Raw genomic sequence first — 22,866 nt, 5'->3', positions numbered from 1 at the left:
TATAAAATGTGCGCCTCAGCGTTAGTTGGCATCGGCGACAAGCGGCTCAAGCAGATGTTCCCGTCGTGCTTTGGTGGTCAGGAAATAGAGGTAGCCGAGCAGCATAAAGGTGCAGAACAGCCCACCGATCACCGGGTTAAACCAGAGCATCGCAATCAGGCAGATGATGGCGCAGACGAGTGCGAACGCGGGGACGATAGGGTAACCGGGCGCGCGATAGCTGCGTGCCATATTGGGTGCGCTGCGGCGCAGGCGAAACAGACTTAACATGCTCATGATGTACATGACGATGGCACCAAAAACCGCCATGGTAATCATCGCTGCTGTCAGGTTCATGCCCTGTAGGTTAATCCCGTCGCAGAAGATGGCGGCAATCCCTATTGCGCCGCCAGCCAGAATGGCGCGGTGTGGCGTGTGGAAGCGGGACAGCTTGGCAAGCCCCGGCGGGAGATAGCCCGCGCGCGCCAAGGCGAAGAACTGGCGGGAGTAGCCCAGAATAATACCGTGGAAGCTCGCGATCAGGCCGAACAGACCAATCCACACCAGCATGTGCATCCAGTTGGAGTTTTCCCCGACGATGAGCTTCATTGCCTGTGGTAAGGGATCGTTAAGGTCGGAGAGCTGACGCCAGTCGCCTACACCACCAGCCATCACCATCACGCCAATTGCCAGCACCACCAGCGTCAGAATGCCGCTCACGTAGGCGCGGGGGATGGTGCGTTTCGGATCTTTCGCCTCCTCGGCTGCCATCGCTGCACCTTCGATAGCGAGGAAAAACCAAATGGCGAACGGTATTGCCGCAAACATGCCGGAAATGGCACTTGGCGAAAACTCATTCTGTCCCGCCCAGCCGTGCGCCACGAAGTTGCTCAGGCTGAAGCCCGGCGCAACCACGCCCATGAACACCAAAAGCTCCATGACGGCTAGCAGTGTGACCACCAGCTCGAACATCGCCGCCAGTTTCACACCGAGAATGTTCAGACTCATGAAGATAAGGTACGCGCCGACGGCCGCAAGTTTGGGATTCAGCTCGGGATATTGCACGTTCAGGTACGCGCCAATCGCCATCGAAATAGCGGGCGGCGCGAAAACAAATTCAATCAGCGTGGCCATACCGGCAATCAATCCACCCAGATCGCCGAACGCGAGTCGGCTGTAGGCAAAAGGGCCACCGGCATGTGGGATCGCCGTCGTGAGTTCGGTAAAGCTAAAAATAAAACAGGTATACATGGCGGCGATGAACAGCGTCGTGACCAAAAATCCTAACGTGCCCGCGACGCCCCAGCCGTAGCTCCAGCCAAAATATTCACCAGAAATTACTAGTCCTACCGCGATACCCCACAAATGCAGGGCGCCCAGCGTGGGCTTTAATTTGCTCGTCATCACATTATCCCCGTCAGTTTGCTCATGGTTATTCGGGGCCAGTACGGCAACCCCTGTTGGCTTGTGTAGCGATAATGCCCACGCTTTCCGGTGGAAAACTTGACGCGGGCGTATCGAATGCTGCGCGCTGAAGTCAACTTTTATGGTGGGTATCGCCCCCACGCCATCTGGGGTCAAACATGGGTTCTGGTGCGTCAAGTTTCTCTGTACGACACACGCCATGCTGAACGCTCGTTGACTCGCGTCGGAGTGGAAACCATGAGTGCTAAGCAATACGACACCTTAAATAATGCGGAAATTACCTCGCTGGCGCACCGGGCGCTTGCCTGCTATCCGGCGGCGCTGCAAGGGGAAGTGCGGCTGCTGTGCCGCTCGGAAAATGCGACGTTCCTTGTTACGTCAGCGGGTAAACGCTATGCATTGCGGCTACATCGCAGCCACTATCACCAGAAATCGGAGATTGAAAGTGAGCTGCTGTGGTTGGACGCGCTGCGTGAGACGGGAATTGTGGTTCCAGAAGCGGTACGCGATGCGAGTGGGGAACGGGTGCAGTCGCTGGGTTTGTCGGATGGTTCCTGTCGCTACGCGGTTCTGTTCCACTGGATTGACGGCGAGATGCCGACCACTAACATTGATCCGCGTGCATTCCGGCAACTGGGCGAGATTACCGCTCACCTGCACCAGCATAGCCGCCAGTGGCAAAAGCCTGACGGCTTCCAGCGTATTGTCTGGGATCATCACACGATGGTGAGCGCGCAAAGCCACTGGGGAAACTGGCGTGACGCGCCGAACCTATCGCGTGGCGAACACGGTATTGTCGAAGAGGCTATCGATCGTATGGGGACGGAAATGGCGGAGTTTGGCAAAGCGCCGCACCGCTATGGACTGATTCATGCCGATCTACGCCTGACCAATCTGCTTCTGCACCGCGGCGAAACGCGGGTAATCGATTTTGACGATTGCGGTATGGGATGGTATCTGCACGATCTGGCGGCGGCAATTAGCTTTGTGGAGCATCATCCACGCGCAGCCGAATGGGTTGAAAACTGGCTATGTGGCTACGAACGTGTCGCTCACGTCAGTGATGAAGAACTGGCGTTGCTGCCGACGTTGTTGATTCAACGGCGTATCCAGCTTACCGCGTGGGTAGGGTCGCATGCGGAAACGGAGATGGCGCAGAGTCTCGGGCCCGACTGGGCGAGCCACAGCGTTCGTCTGTGTCGACGTTATCTGGAAACCCACGACCTGCCGCTTGGGGTGGCCTGAATGCACCACAGGCGGGCAGCTTGCGCTATGGTAATGCCTGTTCGCTTCGTGTGTTGTTTGTAATCCATTGATTTTACGTTATTCCGGACTGGTACGAAACTTGCTGATCTCTCCATGGCCTGTTGGCGGGCCGTGTGATACGGCGAGGTGAAAGGCAATGGAAAACGTGACGTACTCGGCGCTGAATGCGGCGTTCTCCCGCAACTGTGGTGTGCTGGCGGCGGCGGCAAGCGGGCTTGGCGACTTTATTCATGATAACGGCGGCGATGCCGATCGTATCTTTGGCATCAGCGGCGTCGATCCTGAGCAACTCGCCAGCCCTACGCTCAGTCTGGGGCTGGTGAATTATTGCCGTGTGATGGAGGAAGCGGCGCGTAATTCGGGCGTTGATAATTTCGGTTTACGCTACGGCAAGCAGTTTAAACCGCAGTCATTAGGCCTGATCGGTTATATCGGTTTATGTTCGGATACGTTGGAGCAGGCGCTGCACAATGTGGTGAAGGCGTTTCCTTGCCATCAGCACGACACGCTGACGCGCATGGTCGATAAAGGTGACTGCTGGCGGCTGGATTATCAAGTCCGGCACGGTGCCATTCTGCACCGCCGTCAGGATGCTGAGTTGACACTCGGTATGTTGCTCAACCTGATTCGCCATGTCTTGGGCAAGCACTGGGCGCCACGCGAAGTGCATTTTGAGCATCCGCGACCTGAAATGTGGCATGAGCACTGTAAGGTGTTCGATGCGCCCGTTTATTTCGACCAACCCTATAACTCTCTGCTTATTCCCAAACACCAACTGGCCCGCACTATGCCGGATCGCGATATGACGCTGCTGCTGGTGATGCAGGATGCCATTCGCCGCCTGAATGAAACGTCGCCACAGCAAAGTATCGTCGATCAGGTGCGCACGCAGGTTCATCTGTTACTGATGCAGAAAGAGCCGACGCTGGAAGAGGTGGCGGAAAAAGTCGGCTTGTCCAGTTGGTCGCTCCAGCGCCGCCTGCGGGAAGAAGGACTTAGTTTCTCGCTGCTGGTAGACAAGCTGCGCTGTGAAATGGCGACGCACTATCTTCAACAGAAGCAATTGCCGATTTCGGAAATGGCGCTGCTGCTCGGCTATTCCGAGGTGAGCGCCTTTTCCCGCGCATTCCGTCGCTGGTTTGGCATCAGCCCGCGCCAGTGGCGCAAAAGCGAAGCGCTTAATCTTTCCTGATGCTGCTATTTAAAGTCCGCATACGGTGTAAGCGGCTGTGGTGGACTGTCGAGATCGCCCTGCCAGCCGGAAACGGAGTAGCGCAGGTAGAGGAGGCCGTGGCTTGGGGTGTAGTCCTTCGCTTGCTGAATGTCGATACCCACACCCAGTGTCCAGTGTGAACTGAGACGGCGTTCGACGATGGCACGCGCCGTGTAGCCGAATCCGGAACTGCTGCTGCCCTGTTCGATGTCGTCTCTGTCGGTGAGCGCGGCGTTGCCGAGCAGACCGACAAGCGGGTAGCGACGCTGGTTTTTGGTGGAGGAGCGTGACCATGACACCGACCCGCCGAGTTCCCATGACCAGTTTTCTGTCCGCTGCCGATAATTCACCGGCACGCCCAGCGAGAAATATTGCTGTGGGCTGTAGTAGCCGCCCTGACCGAGTGAGTAGCCGCTTAAGTCTTTCTGGTGGCGCCACCACATGCTGTTCAGACCGACCGTGACACGTTGGTTATCCTCGTTAATCAGCTTGTAGTAATAGCCTGCCATTGCACGGGCGCGATCGTTATCGGCCACGTTTTTGCCCGTAATCTGGTGGACGCTGAAATCACTCCAGACGCCGTGCGCTTCGCCCCGATCGTAGCTCAGGCCAAGGCTGACGCCCGTCGCGCGCACGCCACCCCAGGTAATGCCCGTGCCTGGATCTTTGGTGCCGCCGAATGCCAGTAATGAGCTGGAGATCGGACGGCGCGATGCCGTCGCGGTCCAGCCGATTTGCCGCCAGTCGCCGCGATAGCTTGCACCACCGACGACATCGACCACATCAAAGCCGAGCGGCGTGGTGCCGATATCCGCTGACCAACGGTCATTCTTCCAGCCTGCGGCAACGCTGGTGCCAGTGGCTTTCTGCGATTTACCGTCGAAGCAGTCCCGTGTGGCGCAGGTACCGAAGGTTTCCCGGTAGGCGCCGTTGCTGTCCGTTGAGAAAGAACCCGCGTTCATCTGCACGGTATCGGTGCGGAAGAAGGCGCGGCCATCGTACAGCGGCATATCCACTTGCAGCATGGTGTTATGAGCGCTCAGGTCGGAAATCCCGCCTGTTCCGCTTGAACTCCCGTAATCGTGATCGAGAGTGACGATAATATCCTGTTTGCGATACAGATCTGCCGCATCGGCGCGGATGCTGCGTTGTAGCCAGTCGTCGCTGCTTTTATTACGCGTTAGTCGGGTGTAGTCATCGTCGCTTTGTGGCAACGCGGGAGCGATGCCGCTGGCGACCATGGCCTGTTTATAATCCTGTTGTGCCTGTTCAGGTTGGGATTGCTGTTGCTCAACGCGTGCCGCATCGCGGTAGACCAATGCTTTGCCCTGACTGATAGGCTCTTTCTGTGCATCGATTTTTAGCTGACGGAAAAGCGCGGTCGATTTTTGCGGATTGCCTACCGCTTGCCAGGCGTTAGCGACGCGCCGCTGGCCGTTGAGTGTATCAACCGCCTGCACGGGGAGTTGGTTCAGGCGCTGGCGCGCCTCATCTTGTTGCCCCTGCGCGATAAAGGCATCGATCTCACCCAACTGTGCGTCAGGGTTCTGTGGTTCACGCGTGCGGATACGTTGATACTCTGCCAGCGCCGTTGTGTATTCACCCCGAGCCAGCGCCCAGTCTGCCAATAGCAGATCGATACGCGTGTCGGCCGGTTGCTGACGTAGGAACGCCATCGCTGCGGTTTCGTCACCCGCATCACGCATCGCTTCTGCTTTCGCCAGTGTGGTTTGACTTGTCAGACGCTTCGATAAATCGCGCATGTCGTCGTTCCACTGTGCTGCCGGTAGCGTGTTCAGGTGAGCGAGTGCTTGCTCATCGCGATTGGTGGACGACAGGTAAAGTGAGTAAACGTAGTTCTTCTCCGCGCTAGCGGGCGGTACGGCGCTCGCGCGCTGCACTACGCTGTCTGCCAACTGCGGTTTCCCCAGTTGGCGCAGTACTTGGGCATAACGATAGGCAAACCAAATATCGTTTGGATCCTGCTGGTTTACCTGACGATATTTTTCCTCCGCCAGTGCCCACTGCTGCTGTTCCAACAACTGGTCTGCCTGCTGTTTCAGGATATCGAGTTGCAGTAAGGCAAGCGTTTCCCGCATCGTATTCTGCTGGCTGCGTGGCAGGCTGTTGAGGTAAGCCAGCGCTTTCTCCGGCGATTGCCGCTGATAAATACCGACCAGACCGCGCAAGGCGTTGTCATTGCCGGGTTCAAGTTGTAAGGCCTGTTGATAGAGCGGCTGTGCGGCAGCATCATTTTTGCTGGCAACGGCCACGTCGCCCAGACCAATCAGCGCATAGGCATTGGTATTATCCATCTGGCGTGCCTGCTGATATTTCTGCCGCGCCAGCGGTAGGTTGTTAGCTTTTAGCGCGTTGTCACCTTCCGTAATGGTGGTCCAATACTGGGTGCTTTGGATGAGTCCTTCCCATTTGCCGCTGTTCAGGCGATTCACATCCGCTTGTAATGCTTTCTGGAACTGCGCCAACGCTTTTACCCGATCGCCAGCACGCAGGTAAACCAGACCAATCGCACCGATCAGTTCGGGGTCGTTTGGTGTGGCGGCCAGCGATTTATTTAACTCGCCAAGCGTGGCGCTATTGCCGCCGCCATCTTCAATCTGTGCCAGTGCGCGCAGCCGCCCCTGATAAACGGGATCGGCTAATATTCCCTGCTGACGACTGAGTTCTTTACGTGCGGTTTCTGCCTGTTCGCCTTCATCAAACACGGTCAGAAAACGGTTTAATTCAGCCACACTTTGTGGCGTGACCAGCATCCGGCTAATAATTTCCAGCCACAGCGATGCTGCCTGTCCACGTCCGACCGGATCGTTAGAAAGCTGTTTCAGTAGGGGATAGGCTTGTTCGCTACGATTCTGGCTAAACAACAGGCGCGCCAGCGCCATGCGCAGCGGCACATTATTAGGGTAGGCTTGATCCAACGTCTCCAGTTGCTTGATTGCAAGAGGTTGCTGGTCGGGCAAGCGTGAAACCAGACGCCAATACTCTACGGCAAGATCGAGCGTTGGCGGATCGCCTTGAAAGAGCGCGTCGTACTGCGCTTTGGCTTCCGCATAGCGTCCGGCGGTAGATAACAAGCGAGCCTGCTGTAATTGTTTACGCGGCTCTTCTTGCGTCAGCGCCAGCGTTATTGCTGACTGACGGTAGATGGCAGAGTCGGGTGCCGCCGCTTTTAGCTTTTCCAACTGCTGGCGTGCCTGCGCCTGATCGCCTTGACGCAGCACCAGCCGGAATCTGGCGGCGACAACCTCGGGATTATCTGGGTTGATCAGCTCCAGTCGATGGAGCGACTGACGCACGATATCGTCTTTGTTGTTGGCTTCCCCCAAGCGCACCTGCTCCATTAGGAACTGCTCTGGCGACGCGGTTTCTGCACTGTATGCCTGCGGTGCAGTAACCAGCAATAACGGGAGGAGGCGCAGCCAGTTCAGCGCCAGATTATTGGCTTTCAATGCGTTGTCACCTTTCGCAATCGTGGTCCAATCTTGCGTGTTTTGGATGAGTCCTTCCCATTTACCGCTGTGCAGACGACTCATATCCACCTGTAATGCCTTCTGAAACTGTTCCAACGCTTTTTTCCGATCGCCTTCGCGTAGGTAAACCAGACCAATCGCGCCGATCAATTCAGGGGCGTTTGGCGTGGCAGCCAGTGCTTTATTCAGTTCATTGAGCGTGGTGCTGTGGCTTCCACCGTTTTCAACCTGTACCAGACTACGGAGGTGTGCCTGATAGGTGGGATCGGATAACATTTTCTGCTGGCGGTTGAGCTCGTTGCGCGCGGTTTCTGCCCGTTTTCCTTCATTAAATAGGGTCAGAAAGCGATTTAACTCCGCCACGCTCTGCGGTGTGATAGGCATCCGCCGAATGATTGCCAGCCATAGCGAGGCTGCCTGACTACGTCCGACTGGGGCATTAGCCAACTGCTTCAGCAAAGGATAGGTTTGCTCGTTACTATCCTGACGGAAGAGCAAGTATGAGAGCGCAAGGTGCAGAGGAACGTTGTCAGGGTAAACCTGATCCAGCGCTACCAACTGCTTAATCGCGACCAATTCCTGATTCGGTAAGTGAGAAACCAGACGCCAATATTCAACGGCGAGATCGAGTGTTGGCGGATCGCCGTGAAAGAGCGCGTCGTACTGCGCTTTGGCTTCCGCATAGCGTCCGGCGGTAGATAGCGAACGAGCCTTCTGTAGCTGTTGGCGGCTCTCTTCCTGCGTCAGTGCCAGTATCATGCTTGCGTGGCGATAGGCGGTGGAGTCGGGTGCCAGCGTTTTCAGTTTCTCCAATAGCTGACGGGCCTGCGTTTGATCGCCGTAACGCATCGCCAGCCGTATTTTGGCGGCGATCACTTCGGGATTATTTGGCGCGATCAGCTCCAGTCGATAGAGCGACTGACGCACGATATCGTCTTTGTTGCTGGCTTCTCCCAAGCGCACCTGCTCCATCAGGAACTGCTCTGGCGACACGGTTTCTGCGCTGTAGGCCTGCGGCGCAGCAATCAACAATAATGGGAGGAGACGCAGCCAGTTTAAGGTGTTGTTGTGCATTGGCTGCCCCGCGATGGTAAAAGTTGGCCTTGTGACGTGAAGCGGTAGCGCTTTTCATCCCATCCCTGACCAAAGAGCGTCAGAGAAGCAGAGAAATAGGCATCGTCACCCGGTGGATTCGCGGCGAGCCGTTGTCGCTGAGCGGCTAGCGCATCCGGCTGGCGGGATAGTATCGGAAGTAGTGAAGCGGAAAACCCGACGGGCCCCTGTCCGGTGACCACGCCTGTCGCGGTGTCCGCTTTTTCGGGCGGTAAACCCTGTTGGAGCGTCTGTTGAATCATCGGTTGAAACTGTTTGAGCAAGTCGGCTTTCCCTCTGCTGCTGTCAGCCATCATCCCTGCCCACAGGTAGACGCGAATGGCGTCATAGCTACCGATATTGGGTTTGGTGGTATCAGGTTGCCAGCCTTTGCCTTTTTGCCAGATGACCCAATCGGGCGAAAATCCTTTCGGTGCAGTTTCCAATAGCAGGCGCTGCGTGGTGCGTTGCATGGATTTCCACGTCTCACCCAGCGGAGCAAAACGGGCCAACAGCTGCGGCGGAAGGTAGCTAGGGTTTACGCGCCAGCTTTCTTTCTCTGCGAAGCCCACTTTGCCGGGCAATAGCATCACGCCTAACCCTGGAATGTTAACGACTTCTTCCTTGGCAATACGCGCGAGCAGCGTGGTGCCTAGCGTCTGATAACGCGCTTCTTTCCACAGTCGGCCGGCTTCAAGCAGGTTATAGGCAATCCACAGATCGGCGTCGGATGCGGAGTTCGGATCCAGCACCGCCCACTGCTTATCTTTGCTTTCTCCCCACAGCCAGGCCGGCAAGTTAGCGCGTAAATCGCCAGCGGACAGGTTGTCTTCCGTCCATTTCAGCAGCCTGTCAAACATCGCCCGATCGTTGGCGACCAGTGCAAAGAACATGGCGTAGCTTTGCCCTTCGGACGTGGTGATTTTATTGGGCGTGGAGGTATCAATCACCCGCCCTTGCTCACTGATGTAATGCTGTTTGTACTGTTCCCAGGCGGGCCAGTCGCAGACGGCCGCGGTGGCTAGGGAAGCCCATAGCCACAGCAGCGTGAGGATCAGGTAGCGCAGCACGCGTGGCATGACGCACTAATCCCTTTCATCCGGCGACAGACGGCGGCGGCTGAAGAATTTCAGTCCACGCCACAGCAGCCAGGCAATAATGATGACGGTAAGGGTCGATATGATGGCCAGCCAGATAGGATGCTGCGCCAGTGCATGCCAGATACGTTCCCACCACGGCAGGTGGCCGACGTAATAAACGTCTCCGACTCGCAGATTATTGATGCCCGATTCACGGATGACGGAAACGGAACCAAACAGCGAGGCTCTTTTTTCGCTGTCGATCAGCGCGTTGTTGAGTAGCGTATAGCCCTGCGGGCTATCGGCTAATAGTGCGACAACGCTACGCTGGTCGTGATACGGAGACTGGAAGCCGATAATCGCCGACATCGCGCCGTCACCGCTGACGGTGGTTTTGCTGTCTGGCTTCGCATCAGATTCGGGCGAGCCCATGTCTGGGATAACGGTTTGGCGTGTGGGTTGCTTGATCCAGCTTTGCGTTTGCTCGACCAGCAGGTTGATTTTGCCATCGTCGTGCAGTTCAGGCGGGATAGCGCCGATCATCAGAATGTCGCTGTCCTGCTTGTCCACCTGCGTCCAGTCATCGCTGAGTTGCATCGCTAAAGCAGGGTAACCGGTTTGTGCCCCAATGTTGCCGATGGCGTTCAGTAGCGCACTGACCTGATCGGGCTGCGGCTGTTTGCTCACCAGCACCAGCGTTTGTGACAGATCAGCCAGTCGGCTGAACGGGTAGCCTGCATTGGCAAAGGCACGCAGATCCGGCATCGCCATAAAGTGACGATAGCCAGAGAAGTTAATGGTTGAACTACCGTCGATGACAGCGTGATTCACGACCGGCGTATAGGTTTCGCAACGGTCAGCAGTGCCGCTGGAAAGCAGTGTGGTGTAGTTGAAGTCAAAGCGCAGTTGGTTGGTGGTACCCAGCTTCAGCGCCGGAATGGACAGGCTCTTGTCTGAATCCCATAACCCCTGCGTCAGCGGCAGGCGCATCAACAGGGAGCTCTGGTCGTGCTCCGGTGCCAGCGAGAAAGCTTGTACAAACTGGTTGTTTAGATTGATGCTCAGACGCGAACCGTCCTGAATCTGCGGCGCGGTGTAGCGATATTTCAGGCGCATATCGATGCCCTGACTGCGGATCAGGAACAGGTCGGGCGGCAGATTCATGGTCAGGGAAATCGGCCGGGGAATAATACCGTCGGTTTGCAACTGTTCGTTATATTGCTGAAGCTCGGCGAAGGTCATCGGGCGGTCGGTGCGCACCCAATTTGGCGCATCATACGGCTGGCGTGGGGCGAGTTGTTCGACCTTATCGATGGTAACGGTTTGCCCACGGAACAGCGTGTTCCCCTGTGCGATGCCCTGCACGGCGGTGAGCAATTCATTGTCATCACGACCCTGCACCAACAGCAGTTTGACGTGAGGGTCGTCAGGGTGGCTGATGATAGACACCGTCGGCCCATTCACTGCGGGAGTATCGCGCAGGAAATCCGGTCGCTTATCGTTGGTGGCGAAAACAATGCCGTGGCGATCCGGCAACTGGTTGAAGAGAGCAGGGAAGGACTGCCCGCGCCATTGCGCTTTGCTGCCAAACCAGGAAGCGAGCATGGCGGCGGCACGCTGTTGTAGCAGATCCGGCTGGCCGGCAAAAACGATGGGCAGCGTCAGCGGGCGAGTATCGCGGCTGTCAAAAAATGGTGCAGGGAACGGCGACAGATCATCCTTCAGCGTCAGCTTCTGGAATTGCAGATTGAGCGCGCTGGCTTTGCTGACATCCAGCCACAGGCTGGTGCTGGCTGGGTTTTCACAGATATTCTGATAATGGCCGACGAACACCAATTGCAGGCGGTTGAAGTCCGTGATGTAGCGCGGATCGATAGGAATACGGACGCGATTCGACTTACCCATCTGCTCTTTGCCAATCGCGGTGACACCCATTAGCTCATTGTTCAGATAAACCTTGATATGGGACTCTGTGGGGATTAGCGCCGGTGAGGGGGTAAATTCGAGATCGAGCGAAGCCTGCGTCACCACTTCGTCGCTGCGAACGCCGAACTCAATCTGCCCGTCGGGATTGATGCCGCGTAGTGCAAAGTTGCCCGGAGCTGGCGCGATTTTCGCAAAGGGCATGACTATGTTGCGCACGGCGGCATTGGTTGCCGGCTGCATCAGTGGGATCGCGGGCAGGCTCGTTGTAGACATGTCAGTCACAGATGTGGCCGTCGCAGGCGGTGCGGTGACAGCCTGAGATAATGAGCTGACGCCTAAAGCCAATGCGGTGAACCAGATTATTTTTTTCGTCATTGTGTCATCATCAATGTTAAGGGTCTTTTTCTTTGTCGGGAAAAAGACCGTTGATCACGGCCTGTGAATGGCAATCAAGCCACCGTCTTTTCTGTAAACAGGTTCTCTTGTGCAAATCGCGTTTCATGGACAGACGGTGTCTTGCCCTGATGTCCGGTTTTTTCCGTCAGCGCAGTGCCCGGCTGTTCTGTTGCGGCGCGTCTCCCCACATAGCGCGGGATGAATGACACGACCCACACCACGATGTTGAGGAAGGCCAGAATAATATTGCGTATGACTGGCGGTGCGTAATCCGCCAAGCGCAGGTAGCCGCGAAAGCCGAGTGCCAGTACATCAACCAGACTTTCGACTGGTTTATCCTGCGGGAAGCTGTCTTGCCAGAGCGCCCAGGTATCGGCGCGGGCAAAGGTACATTGAATGAAATCAATATGCTGGCGGATGGTCAGGTTGATCATGCGCAGGCCAATCTTGTTGTCGAATGCGCGGGTGACGCTGAAAGGGAAGGCGTACTCCTGCTGGCCGCGTTTTAGCAACAGCGAGACATTGTCCCCGACCTGAAGAATGCCTGACTCGCGAGCCTCAACGCCGACGCCCCCATCAGAGTAGTCGCGCAGAACACAAGGGAAAAGATGACCATCGGCGCGGAGGATGGCAGCGGACATCGACATCTCCACCCGGTGTGCCTGACGTACCTGCTTGGCTTCGACCGCAACCGCGACGGCACCGCCTAAAATCGTCATGTTATACACGACCCAGAGCAGGCTGATGAACACCGTCATGATCTCTTCCGACGGTCCGTAAATCAGGCGCCAGATGCCATACAGCACCCCGGCAATATTCAGCAGCACGAGTACCAGATAAGGCCGCGTAATCACCCAGTCGACATGCTGTTCTTCAACCAGCCCACCCTTGGCCGTCACGTTGAATTTCCCTTTGTGCGGGTTAAACAGCGCTACGGTGGTGGGACGAGCGATATACCACGCCAGCACGGTTTCATAGATTTCACTCCAGAAAGAGTGGCGGTAGCGACCCTGAATGCGCGAGTTGGTCAGGCTGGCGTGCACCATGTGCGGCAGCACGTAGAGCGCAATGGCTAACGCGGGGGCGAAAATGATGTAAGCGTGCATCAGGAGAAACGCCAGCGGCGCTGTCAGGAAGATCAGCCGGGGAATCCCGGACAGAAAGTGCATCATGGCGTTGGCATAACACAGTCGCTGCCCTAGCTTCAGCCCTTTGCCGAATAAGGGATTATCCAACCGGAAAATTTGCACCATGCCGCGCGCCCAGCGAATACGCTGCCCGATGTGGGCTGAGAGACTTTCGGTTGCCAGTCCCGCCGCCTGCGGAATGCGGATATAGGCCGAGCTGTACCCGCGGCGATGCAGACGCAATGAGGTGTGGGCATCCTCCGTCACTGTTTCGACCGCAATGCCGTTAATCTCATCCAGCGGTTTACGCCGTAGGATGGCGCAGGAACCGCAGAAGAATGTGGCATCCCACATGTCGTTACCGTCCTGAACCAGACCGTAGAACAACGTACCTTCGTTGGGCGTGCGGCGGAAGCGTCCCGGATTGCGCTCGAACGGATCGGGCGAGAAGAAATGGTGCGGCGTTTGTAACATCGCCAGCTTTTTGTCTTTGAAAAACCAACCCATGGTTAATTGCAGAAAGGAGCGGGTAGGGACATGGTCGCAGTCGAAAATGGCGACGAACTCGCCTGTTGCCTGTTTCAGGGCGTTGTTGATGTTCCCCGCTTTGGCGTGCTCGTGCGTGACGCGGGCGATGTAATGGACGCCGACCTCCTCTGCGAAGGCTTTAAATTCGGCACGACCGCCGTCATCCAGAATATAAATGTTGATCTTGTCTTTAGGCCAATCGATACCCAGCGCCGCATACACCGTCGGTTTTACGACGCTCAACGGTTCATTGTAGGTTGGAATCATGAGATCGACGGTTGGCCACGTTTTGCTGTCTTTCGGCAGCGAAACAGGGTAGCGGTTGAGCGGCCAGATCGTCTGGAAATAGCCCAGAACCAACACGACCCAGGCATAGGTTTCCGCTGCCAGCAGCAAGAGTCCGCAGACCAGACTGACGGGATCGTCCCAGTTCAGCGTTTCGGTGTAGCGCCACCACAGATAACGGCAGGAGACTGTGAAAGAAAGCGCGATCATCATGAGCGTCGGCATGCGTCCCGGCATATTGCGCACGAGCATGGCGATGCCCCACAGCAGCGTCATGAAAATAAATTGCGACAGCAAATCAAACGGCTGCGTGATGCACAGCAGGGCCAGTGCCGCACACAGCAGGCTCAGTGTCACCGTCACCAGCGTCTGTACGCGGCTCATCCGGTTGGCACCTAATTCACTGCCTTCGCGATCGTCAGTATTCGCGTGGCTAAAGCGGGTAAACAGCTCTTGCTGCGCGTTCATATAGCGTTGCCGCCAGCGCGGTAACGCAGAGAAGTAGTTACGGCGTGATGTAGGCAACTGGCCATTTTTGATGGTCAGCAACCAAATACCCTGCGTCAGATAGCGAAGGACATCGGCTGGACGTGGGCGCTGAGGCGAAATGTGTGGGAACCAATAGGTTCGTTGCGCTCGAATCTGTTGCCAGCCGTCAGACTCCAGCCGCAGGAAAATCCAGCCAAGTATCGCAAACAGTGTCGCGAAAAAGGCGGCAAATGCGGAGGCTCCTTTTTGACGATAGCCACGGTAGCGCTGCTGTATCGCCTGTCTGGCGGGCGGAACGAGAAACAAGCGCAGGATGCCACTCATACGCCGCTTTCCTTGACGTGAATCAGGCACCAGTTTGCCAGCGTCATGACCTCTTCCGCTGCCACGCTGTCTGGGCGGCATTCGCCCAGCGGCTGTTTCAGCATCAGTGATTCTGACAATGCTTCGTCACGATGTACCACTAGCGGCAGTAAGTGTGACAGCGTGTGCAGCCAGAGCTGGTGTAAATCCTGCTGAAGCGTACTGAGGGTAGAAAATTGATTGACCAGAAAATGGCACTGACGCGGTAACGCCTGTTGATGTAGACGTGAATGGCAGTTGGCATCCGCCACCACCACCTGAAAAACGGTATTTGCGGTGGCCAACGCTTGTCGTGTCAGTGGGCTATTGCCCGCCGGTACATCGATCAATACCCAGCGATGCCGGCCCGCAGCGCTGAGTTTTGTCAGATTGTTTTGCCATATCGCGGGGTGCTGTTGGTAATGCTGTTGCAGTGTTGCGACTTCCTGCGTGTTCAGGCGACCAAACGGCAGAAAATCCAATCCGGGGATATATTGCATGGCACCGGTTTGCCACGGTGCGCCGTCGGCTTCCGCCCGTGCCCAACCGCGGCGTTGCTCAAACGGCATATTAAAGTTAATGCGTAGCAAATTGTCCGGCGAGAAATCAATCACCAGCGCGGATTCGCCCAGTCGTTGAAAGGCCCATCCCAATGCTGCGGCTATCGAGGTTGTTCCCACGCCTCCACGGATTCCCTGCAAGGCAATAACGGGCATCGTCAGTCGCTCCCAGCCGGTTCTTTTAATTCATCCAGCAGCGGCCAGCGAGCCATCATTTGGCTCAGACGCGTCTGACGGGCGATATCGATATAGTTTATTTCAGGTAAAGAAAAAGCCTGACTGAGAACGCGTAAGTCGTCATCAGATCTTGCATTCTCGGTTAAATCGGTGCGTGCGCTGGTATCTATACGAGTCGATTCGTTATTCATTCCATGCCTCTGAAATAGGCTATCCGTTATTGATATAGATAAAGGGAAACATCTGAATAACAGATGTGGTGCTTCTTTTGCCCCATGACAGACGGTCTGGCAGATGAAGGCTTGCGCCTCTGCTGTTTTTAATAAAATAGTGGGCAGGCCAATTAACTATAGCAATGAATTGGTGTTTGTAATGTTGAACGCTAAAAATAGTAAAAGAGGGAATTTATTAAGGGAACGGAATAATTAAGGGTGCGACATTGTGATCCTACAAGGGGCTGCTAGAGTTTATTTTGATTGGTTAGTTGCCGCCATTAACGGAAAAGAAAATCAGTCTATGAAGCAGAACTTTTCATTAGGCATTCGTCACCTTTGGGATGAGCTGGCTACGCTCCAGCAGGCTGGATTTTATTGGGTGAATATTGATCGGCAGGTTGATGCCGCATTATTTTGCCAGCAGGTTATACATAGCCAAAATAACGACGCAAGAGTGGCGTTAATAGGCTGTGGGGAACGATCTGATGCATTTCTGACTACATTATTTAACACCGAAATAAAACAATTAACTTGCTATGCATTACCGGAAAATAAAGCCGCGTTGCTGAATTTAACCGATGATTTAATGCGAGCATTACGCCCGAAAAATCGTCTTTTAGTGCTTTATGCCCCCGCTAGCCTGTGGCGAGATATTTCGCCGGAGAGGCTACAGCGTTGGGTAGATGACACGGCGGTATGGCTACATCAGCGCCAGTGTACGCTGGTGGTTCTCAGTCATAGCAGCGGCGTAACCCGCCTGAGAAATATGCTGATCGCCCAACATCGCGGGCTTTACGGTTTGGCTAGCCTGCAATGGCAGCAGGATCGCGCGCAGTATCTGGTGTCGTGGTGGGCAACGGAAAGAGGCGTGCGAGCGAATCAGGTACAGATGCTGCAATCCGATAATGACGGATGGCAAATGCTGACGGAAGAACAACCCGGCCTCACGCCGTCTCTGAATGACGATGGGCTCTTTCTGATGGAAAGGAGCGTGCTGGAAGGCGCGCCTGCGCTGTCAGAAAACTGGCAGTTAATGGACGACAACGCCATTTTGGTACAAACCGGCATGCTGACACATGCGGCAACCCTCGTTTTCGCACTCAATCAGACTATTCAGGTGGATACGCTCGCCAAACAGGTTCATAGCCTGCGTCGGCAACGCGGCGAACTGCTGAAGATAGTGGTGCGGGAAATGAAGCCCTGCCTGCGTGCCAGCGACGAGCGCTTGTTATTGGCGTGTGGCGCAAATCTTATTGTCTCCCATTCAGAGCCGTTATCGCGCTTCCTGACGCGGATTGAAAGCGTGCAAGGGCAGCGCTTTACTAAACATGTTCCTGTCGATGTCGAGGTTCTGCTGACCACCATGCGGCCGCTGCAGATTAAGGGCTACCAGCCTCCTGAGACATTTCGGCAGTCTGTGCAGATGTTGATTGATAGTACGTTGATGCCCGAAGGCAGCAAAGGCGTGCTGGTGGCATTGCGTCCTGTGCCGGGAGTGAGAGCGGCGCAGTCGTTGACGTTGTGCACGTTGAGACGCTTTGGTGATGTCGTCACGATCGCGCAGGGTCGTCTGTTTTTATTCCTGTCTAATTGTCGTCTGAATGAATTGGATATCGCGTTGAAATCTATCTTCCGTTTGCCGGTGGATGAAGTGTTCAGCAATCGGATTGTGTGGTCACAAGACTTACAGATTCTGGCGGAGATCAAATCGTTGGCGCAGGAGAACACTTCCGGGCAGGAACAGCAGATTAACGATTATGTGCAATTGCAACGGACGGAATCTGCGCCACGCAGCCAGACGCCGCGGCGTGAACCTATTGCTATAGATTTACTGGGGCCTGATTTACTGGCCCGCGCACCGGGAGAACCATCATGATGAACCTGATTGATATCGTTCAACTGGTGTTATTGAGTGCAGTCATCTTCTTTACGCTCGGCTATCTAGCACACCGTGTGATTCCCCACTGGATTCAGTACTGGAAAAACAGGCTATTGTCGCCGCGTTACCTGAAGCCCGCGAGTGTCTGGATGCGTAACCCTTCTTCAACAAAGACGGTCTCAACCAAGCCGACTTCAGCAGAGACTAAAAAATAAAATGGACGAAAAAACACGTACGCAGCAACAGCAGAATATATGGCGTTACTGGCGTGGGCTCGGTGCCTGGAATTTGTATTTTTTGCTGAAATTTGCCCTGTTATGGTTTGGCTACCTGAATTTTCATCCGCTGCTTAATCTCGTGTTTCTGGCGTTTCTGCTGTTTCCTATCCCCAATGTTACGCTGCACCGCTGGCGTCATATTATTGCTATCCCGCTCGGTATCGGGCTTTTTTACCACGATACCTGGCTGCCGGGCATCAACAGCATCCTCAGTCAGGGAACGCAGGTTGTTGGCTTTAGCTCAGCCTATTTGTTGGAGCTGTTAAATCGCTTCATTAACTGGCAAATGATCGGTGCGGCGGTGGTTATTACCGTGGCCTACCTGTTTTTCGCGCAGTGGATTCGTATTACGGTGTTTACCGTGGCGGCGCTGGCGTGGCTAAACATCGTCAATCTGGCGGGCCCTGCCATATCGCTGATGCCTGCGGCATTGACGACGCCAGCACCTTCTGTTGCGGCTTCTCCGAAGGATGGCGGCGCTGCACTACCTGAGGCCACCTTACCGCCAACGAACGCGAATCTAACCGCTTACCTGAATCAGTTTTATACGCGAGAAAAGGCGCGAACCACGGTGTTCCCCGCTACGCTGCCGCAGGATGCGCAGCCTTTTGATCTTCTGATTATCAATATCTGTTCGCTGTCGTGGTCGGATCTGGAAGTGGCGCAGTTAGAAAACCACCCGCTGTGGAAGAAGTTCGATATCCTGTTCCGCCAATTTAACTCTGCCGCTGCCTACAGTGGGCCTGCGTCAATTCGCCTGCTACGTGCAAGCTGCGGTCAGCAGTCTCATACTGATTTGTACCAGCCGGTGAACGAACAGTGTTACTTGTTCAGTAATTTGGTAACGCTGGGCTTTGAAGAGCAACTGATGCTCGATCATTCCGGTATCTTTGGCAATTACCTGCGTGAGGTACGTGAAGAGGGCAACATTCAGATCCCGATGTTGTCGCAGGAGGGGATTAGTCACCAGATTACCTCGTTCGACGGTGAGCCGATTTATAACGATCTGGAGCTGTTAAATCGCTGGCTGGGCGAGAGGGATAAAGCGACGACGACGCGTAACGCGACCTTCTTTAACCTGCTTCCGCTGCATGATGGTAACCGCTTTGTGGGAAGCAACCAGTCGGCTGACTATGCGCCACGCGCGAAGATTTTGTTTGACCAACTGGATGCCTTTTTTGACGTGCTGCAAAAATCTGGCCGTAAAGTGATGGTTATTGTCGTGCCGGAGCACGGCGCGGCACTGGCTGGGGATAAGATGCAAATGTCTGGGCTACGTGATATTCCCAGTCCGAGCATCACGCATGTTCCCGTGGGCGTGAAAATGTTTGGTCTACAGGCTCCGCATCAGGGTGACACGCTGGAGATTACATCACCGAGCAGCCATATGGCGATTTCGGAGCTAGTGGCGCGGATGGTTGACGGTAAAGTGTTCACCGCACCTTCTGTGGACTGGCAAGCACTGACGAGTGCACTGCCGCAAACGGAAGCGATCTCGGAAAATGAGAACTCTATCGTGATGCAATATCAGGGAAAACCCTATATTCGTTTGAATGGTGGAGACTGGGTGCCTTACCCGCAATAGCGTCAACCGCCATAAAATCATGCTAATCGCTTAAGCATCGAGATACACAGGGCGACCACAGGGGTGAGGCATCTTGCGGGAACCTCCCCAGTGTTTCCCCTAAAAACGGGCAGTATTAGTTCGTCGCAAACACGTCCTATCGGGTAGCAGCAAGGTTGCTGCCGCCCGCCTTTCTTCATCGCTCGTTATATTCGCTCAGCCCTTAAATAGCCTCGCTGGCTTATGCGGGGGATATATCCTATTCTGAGGCCGCGTTACGGCTGCCGCCAAGGGTCGTCTAGGATTAAGATGAAATCCCCAGAGCATCAGCAGAAAACAGCGTTGAGGCGACGATAAGCTGCCTTATACTATTCGCCGCGTGTAACTTGCGCGTGTCGCGGCGTGGTTTTCGCGCTGTGTATTGCCTGCCTGTTTTTATCCGGTGGGTCAGGTATTCAGATCTGCATAAAAGGTTGACGGAGAAAGCGCTTGCGGCTCAGACGTTCATTAACGATTAAACAGATGACAGCCGTGTCTGCCGTGGCACTGGTGACGATCAGCCTGTTTATCGTCATACAGCTCTTTCACTTCGTTCATCAGCGCCGTGAAGATTATGCCAAGCAACTGGAGAGCATCGCCTATTCCGTGCGTCAACCGCTGACGGATGCGGTGTTACAAGGGGAGGTTCAGCGAGCTGGCAATATTCTGGATAGCTTGCTGCCAGTTGCCTTTCTTAGTCGTGCAGATGTACTGCTGCCGGATGATTTCCAAACGCTGCACGCTAATTTCCCAGAAGAACGTCCGGTGCCGGACTGGATCGCCCGCGTTTTTAAGTTGCCGATCCGCATCTCTATTCCGCTCTATTCGCCGCCGCAGACGCAATATTCGGCACCGCTGGCACATCTGGTCTTGCAGGCGGATTCCTACCGGATGTATCAATTTATCGTCAGCACGTTTTCAACCATGCTGGCGACGTATTTGCTGCTGGCGTTGATTATGTCGATTGCCATTACCTGGTGCATTAATCGGCTGCTGATACACCCACTGCGTGGGATTATTGTCGAGTTACAGAATCTACCGCCGGATGCCATGCTTCACCGTCCGCTCACGCTGCCGCCTTGGCATCAGGATGATGAGTTGGGGGCGCTGGTGCGCAGCTATAACCGCAATCAACAACTGCTGGAGCAGTCGCTCTCTGCAGGAAATGCAGGCACGGGTCTACCGGATAAAGCGCATTTTATACGACGCCTTGAACAGCGTTTGGCAGATGGCATTCCGTTCAGCCTGCTGGTTTTCGGGCTTGATTCTTCAGCTAGTCAGGGCGATATGGCCACGTTGGCTAAGCAGCTTCACGCGGTGATAGCAGAACAAAATGAGGCTGGACTGATCTATTTGGCGCGCCTCGATTGTGATGAATTCGCCATCATCGGGAAGACGCTGGAATCTGCTGAACAAGCGCAGGATTGGGCGCAAAACGTGATGCTGGCGATTAACTCTCCCTTTTTACCCGCGGGCTCCCAGCCTGCTCGGGCTATCAGCGCCGGTATCCTGACAATTACCGCCCCTCGACCCGAGGAGGCGGCGCTGTTGTTGTCGCAGACGCGTTTTGCCATGCAACAGGCGCGGCATGATAAAAAATGCGGTATTCATCGTCTCACCACGTCCTCCTGAGCATTCACAGGTAACGAAAATGTTATTTTTCCTCGATGTGTTTCCTGAACGCTACTTCCCCGTATGGCGGGGGTTGAGCGCTTTTGAACGAGGATCGTCTGCTGTAAAAACGTGCATCTGTTACAGATAAATTGCACTGATGTTTCTTTGTTATTCCTGCTGACGTGATTCAGCTCTTGTTTTTAACCTATCGTTCACAAACTAAACTTATAAAACATTCTCAGCTTGTTATTGCAATGTTATTTTTCGGCGCAATCACAGGCGGCATTTTCGTACCCTATTCCCTTCCTGTGTTTTCCCCACCATAGGACGTATGTATGAAAACATCAATTTTTAAAAGTCTTTATTTTCAGGTTCTTGCCGCCATTACGATAGGGATACTGTTGGGGCATTTTTACCCCCAGCTTGGTGAGCAAATGAAGCCGCTGGGCGATGGGTTTGTTAAATTAATTAAAATGATTATTGCGCCGGTTATCTTCTGTACGGTAGTAACCGGTATCGCAGGCATGGAAAGTATGAAGTCGGTCGGTCGTACTGGTGCTGCCGCCCTGCTGTATTTTGAAGTTGTGAGTACGATTGCGCTGATTATCGGCCTGGTCGTGGTCAATGTCGTACAACCTGGCGTAGGTATGAACATCGACCCGAGTACGCTTGATGCGTCTGCGGTGGCGGTTTATACCCAACAGGCTTCGCAACAAGGCCTGATTCCGTTTCTGATGGACGTGATTCCGGCGAGTGTGGTCGGTGCGTTTGCCAGCGGTAATATCTTGCAGGTTCTGCTGTTTGCTGTGATGTTCGGCTTTGCACTGCACCGCTTGGGGCCAAAGGGCAAAGTCATTTTTGATGTGATCGAAAGCTTCTCCAAGGTCATTTTCGGCGTCATTAACATGATCATGAAATTGGCCCCGCTGGGTGCGTTCGGTGCTATGGCCTTCACTATCGGTAAATATGGTGTCGGTACGTTGGTGCAGTTGGGGCAACTGATTCTCTGCTTCTATCTCACCTGTATTCTGTTTGTATTCCTGGTGTTGGGCAGTATTGCGAAAGCAACGGGCTTCAGTATCTTCAAATTCATCCGCTACATCCGTGAAGAATTGCTGATCGTGTTGGGCACGTCTTCTTCCGAATCCGTGCTGCCACGAATGCTGGAGAAGATGGAGAAGGTCGGTTGTAAAAAATCGGTCGTCGGTCTGGTTATTCCTACTGGCTACTCGTTCAACCTTGATGGCACCTCTATCTATCTTACGATGGCGGCGGTCTTTATCGCTCAGGCGACTAACAGCCACATGGATATCTGGCATCAAATTACGCTGCTGGTGGTGCTGCTGCTGTCCTCTAAAGGTGCAGCAGGCGTGACGGGAAGTGGGTTTATCGTGCTGGCAGCAACGCTGTCTGCTGTGGGCCACCTGCCTGTTGCCGGTCTGGCGTTGATTCTGGGTATTGACCGCTTCATGTCAGAAGCCCGTGCGCTGACCAACCTGATTGGTAACGGTGTTGCGACCATCGTGGTAGCAAAATACTGCCGCGAGCTGGATGAGAAGAAACTGGATGCTGAGCTGTCCGGTAACAATAAGAACGATAACGCGGCCACGCCGACGGCGCAGTCGTAATTCCAGCATAGCGTCTATATCCTAGATAATTCCCTGCGGTGTTCTGCTCCGTGGGGAATTTTTTTGTCTGTAAGCTTTTTATCTGTAAACACGTCGAACCAAATCGTTTTCCCCTCTTTTCCTACCCGTAATGAAACGTAAAAATATTGTTAAATATGACTATTTTTACCTTTTTTGCAGATTATTTCGCCTCTTGAAGTGACATAGATAAAAGCGCGCTGTCCAATGGAATGGTACACTTCGCGTCTTCAATTTTTTCCGTGATATATCCACG

The 22,866-nt window shown here is 54.6% G+C and carries 14 protein-coding genes; 7 read left to right on the top strand and 7 right to left on the bottom strand.

Features of this window, described 5'->3' with window-relative positions; translation table 11 throughout:
• Nucleotides 1-21: 21 nt before the first annotated feature.
• Entirely contained in the window at nt 22-1,383 is a 1,362-nt protein-coding gene (gene eat, locus DCX48_12825) for an ethanolamine permease (protein QXE15323.1), read from the bottom strand.
• A 258-nt stretch (nt 1,384-1,641) separates the two neighbouring features.
• Between eat and DCX48_12820 the strand changes: the two genes are divergently transcribed.
• Both DCX48_12820 and DCX48_12815 read left to right on the top strand, forming a co-directional pair.
• Nucleotides 1,642-2,649, top strand: coding sequence for a serine kinase (locus DCX48_12820; protein QXE17234.1), 1,008 nt, complete (start codon nt 1,642-1,644; stop codon nt 2,647-2,649).
• 157 nt (nt 2,650-2,806) lie between these two features.
• On the top strand, nt 2,807-3,862 hold the full coding sequence (locus tag DCX48_12815; protein ID QXE15322.1) for an AraC family transcriptional regulator: 1,056 nt from the start codon (nt 2,807-2,809) through the stop codon (nt 3,860-3,862).
• Nucleotides 3,863-3,867: 5 nt separating this feature from the next.
• Here DCX48_12815 and bcsC read toward each other — a convergent pair whose 3' ends face one another.
• From bcsC to DCX48_12785, 6 genes are all read right to left on the bottom strand, one after another.
• The gene (gene bcsC, locus DCX48_12810; protein QXE17233.1) at nt 3,868-7,338 is read right to left on the bottom strand and encodes a cellulose biosynthesis protein BcsC; all 3,471 of its coding nucleotides are present in this window, start codon (nt 7,336-7,338) and stop codon (nt 3,868-3,870) included.
• Between the two features lie 1,091 nt (nt 7,339-8,429).
• A complete protein-coding gene (gene bcsZ, locus DCX48_12805; protein ID QXE15321.1) occupies nt 8,430-9,545 on the bottom strand; it encodes a cellulase in 1,116 nt (371 codons plus the stop codon).
• A gap of 6 nt (nt 9,546-9,551) precedes the next feature.
• Nucleotides 9,552-11,846 (bottom strand): cellulose biosynthesis cyclic di-GMP-binding regulatory protein BcsB, encoded by a 2,295-nt coding sequence (bcsB, locus tag DCX48_12800; GenBank protein ID QXE15320.1) that lies wholly within the window; start codon nt 11,844-11,846, stop codon nt 9,552-9,554.
• 74 nt (nt 11,847-11,920) lie between these two features.
• Nucleotides 11,921-14,620 (bottom strand): UDP-forming cellulose synthase catalytic subunit, encoded by a 2,700-nt coding sequence (locus tag DCX48_12795; GenBank protein QXE15319.1) that lies wholly within the window; start codon nt 14,618-14,620, stop codon nt 11,921-11,923.
• The gene (gene yhjQ, locus DCX48_12790) at nt 14,617-15,354 is read right to left on the bottom strand and encodes a cellulose synthase operon protein YhjQ (GenBank protein ID QXE15318.1); all 738 of its coding nucleotides are present in this window, start codon (nt 15,352-15,354) and stop codon (nt 14,617-14,619) included. The genes DCX48_12795 and yhjQ overlap by 4 nt, the downstream gene beginning before the upstream one ends.
• Nucleotides 15,355-15,356: 2 nt before the next feature.
• On the bottom strand, nt 15,357-15,566 hold the full coding sequence (locus DCX48_12785) for a hypothetical protein (GenBank protein ID QXE15317.1): 210 nt from the start codon (nt 15,564-15,566) through the stop codon (nt 15,357-15,359).
• Nucleotides 15,567-15,891: 325 nt separating this feature from the next.
• Between DCX48_12785 and bcsE the strand changes: the two genes are divergently transcribed.
• The 5 genes from bcsE (at nt 15,892) to DCX48_12760 (ending at nt 22,592) form a co-directional block, all read left to right on the top strand.
• Nucleotides 15,892-17,466, top strand: coding sequence for a cellulose biosynthesis protein BcsE (bcsE, locus tag DCX48_12780; protein QXE15316.1), 1,575 nt, complete (start codon nt 15,892-15,894; stop codon nt 17,464-17,466).
• A complete protein-coding gene (bcsF, locus tag DCX48_12775; GenBank protein QXE17232.1) occupies nt 17,466-17,684 on the top strand; it encodes a cellulose biosynthesis protein BcsF in 219 nt (72 codons plus the stop codon). Before bcsE ends, bcsF begins: the two co-directional genes overlap by 1 nt.
• Nucleotide 17,685: 1 nt before the next feature.
• Complete coding sequence (gene bcsG / locus DCX48_12770) at nt 17,686-19,332, top strand: cellulose biosynthesis protein BcsG (GenBank protein QXE15315.1); 1,647 nt, start codon at nt 17,686-17,688, stop codon at nt 19,330-19,332.
• Between the two features lie 501 nt (nt 19,333-19,833).
• Nucleotides 19,834-20,982, top strand: coding sequence for a HAMP domain-containing protein (locus DCX48_12765; protein ID QXE15314.1), 1,149 nt, complete (start codon nt 19,834-19,836; stop codon nt 20,980-20,982).
• A gap of 317 nt (nt 20,983-21,299) precedes the next feature.
• Complete coding sequence (locus DCX48_12760) at nt 21,300-22,592, top strand: dicarboxylate/amino acid:cation symporter (GenBank protein QXE15313.1); 1,293 nt, start codon at nt 21,300-21,302, stop codon at nt 22,590-22,592.
• The last annotated feature ends 274 nt before the right edge of the window (nt 22,593-22,866 follow it).

The sequence above is a fragment of the Pectobacterium atrosepticum genome, assembly GCA_019056595.1.
GTDB lineage: Bacteria > Pseudomonadota > Gammaproteobacteria > Enterobacterales > Enterobacteriaceae > Pectobacterium > Pectobacterium atrosepticum.
This window is presented reverse-complemented; position numbering and strand designations above follow the sequence as displayed.

Bases quoted from the DNA above. Each gene is read 5' to 3' on its own strand.
- eat (QXE15323.1), bottom strand. From the start codon at position 1,383: ATGACGAGCAAATTAAAGCCCACGCTGGGCGCCCTGCATTTGTGGGGT.
- DCX48_12820 (QXE17234.1), top strand. From the start codon at position 1,642: ATGAGTGCTAAGCAATACGACACCTTAAATAATGCGGAAATTACCTCG.
- DCX48_12815 (QXE15322.1), top strand. From the start codon at position 2,807: ATGGAAAACGTGACGTACTCGGCGCTGAATGCGGCGTTCTCCCGCAAC.
- bcsZ (QXE15321.1), bottom strand. From the start codon at position 9,545: ATGCCACGCGTGCTGCGCTACCTGATCCTCACGCTGCTGTGGCTATGG.
- bcsB (QXE15320.1), bottom strand. From the start codon at position 11,846: ATGACGAAAAAAATAATCTGGTTCACCGCATTGGCTTTAGGCGTCAGC.
- DCX48_12795 (QXE15319.1), bottom strand. From the start codon at position 14,620: ATGAGTGGCATCCTGCGCTTGTTTCTCGTTCCGCCCGCCAGACAGGCG.
- yhjQ (QXE15318.1), bottom strand. From the start codon at position 15,354: ATGCCCGTTATTGCCTTGCAGGGAATCCGTGGAGGCGTGGGAACAACC.
- DCX48_12785 (QXE15317.1), bottom strand. From the start codon at position 15,566: ATGAATAACGAATCGACTCGTATAGATACCAGCGCACGCACCGATTTA.
- bcsE (QXE15316.1), top strand. From the start codon at position 15,892: ATGAAGCAGAACTTTTCATTAGGCATTCGTCACCTTTGGGATGAGCTG.
- bcsF (QXE17232.1), top strand. From the start codon at position 17,466: ATGAACCTGATTGATATCGTTCAACTGGTGTTATTGAGTGCAGTCATC.
- bcsG (QXE15315.1), top strand. From the start codon at position 17,686: ATGGACGAAAAAACACGTACGCAGCAACAGCAGAATATATGGCGTTAC.
- DCX48_12765 (QXE15314.1), top strand. From the start codon at position 19,834: ATGACAGCCGTGTCTGCCGTGGCACTGGTGACGATCAGCCTGTTTATC.
- DCX48_12760 (QXE15313.1), top strand. From the start codon at position 21,300: ATGAAAACATCAATTTTTAAAAGTCTTTATTTTCAGGTTCTTGCCGCC.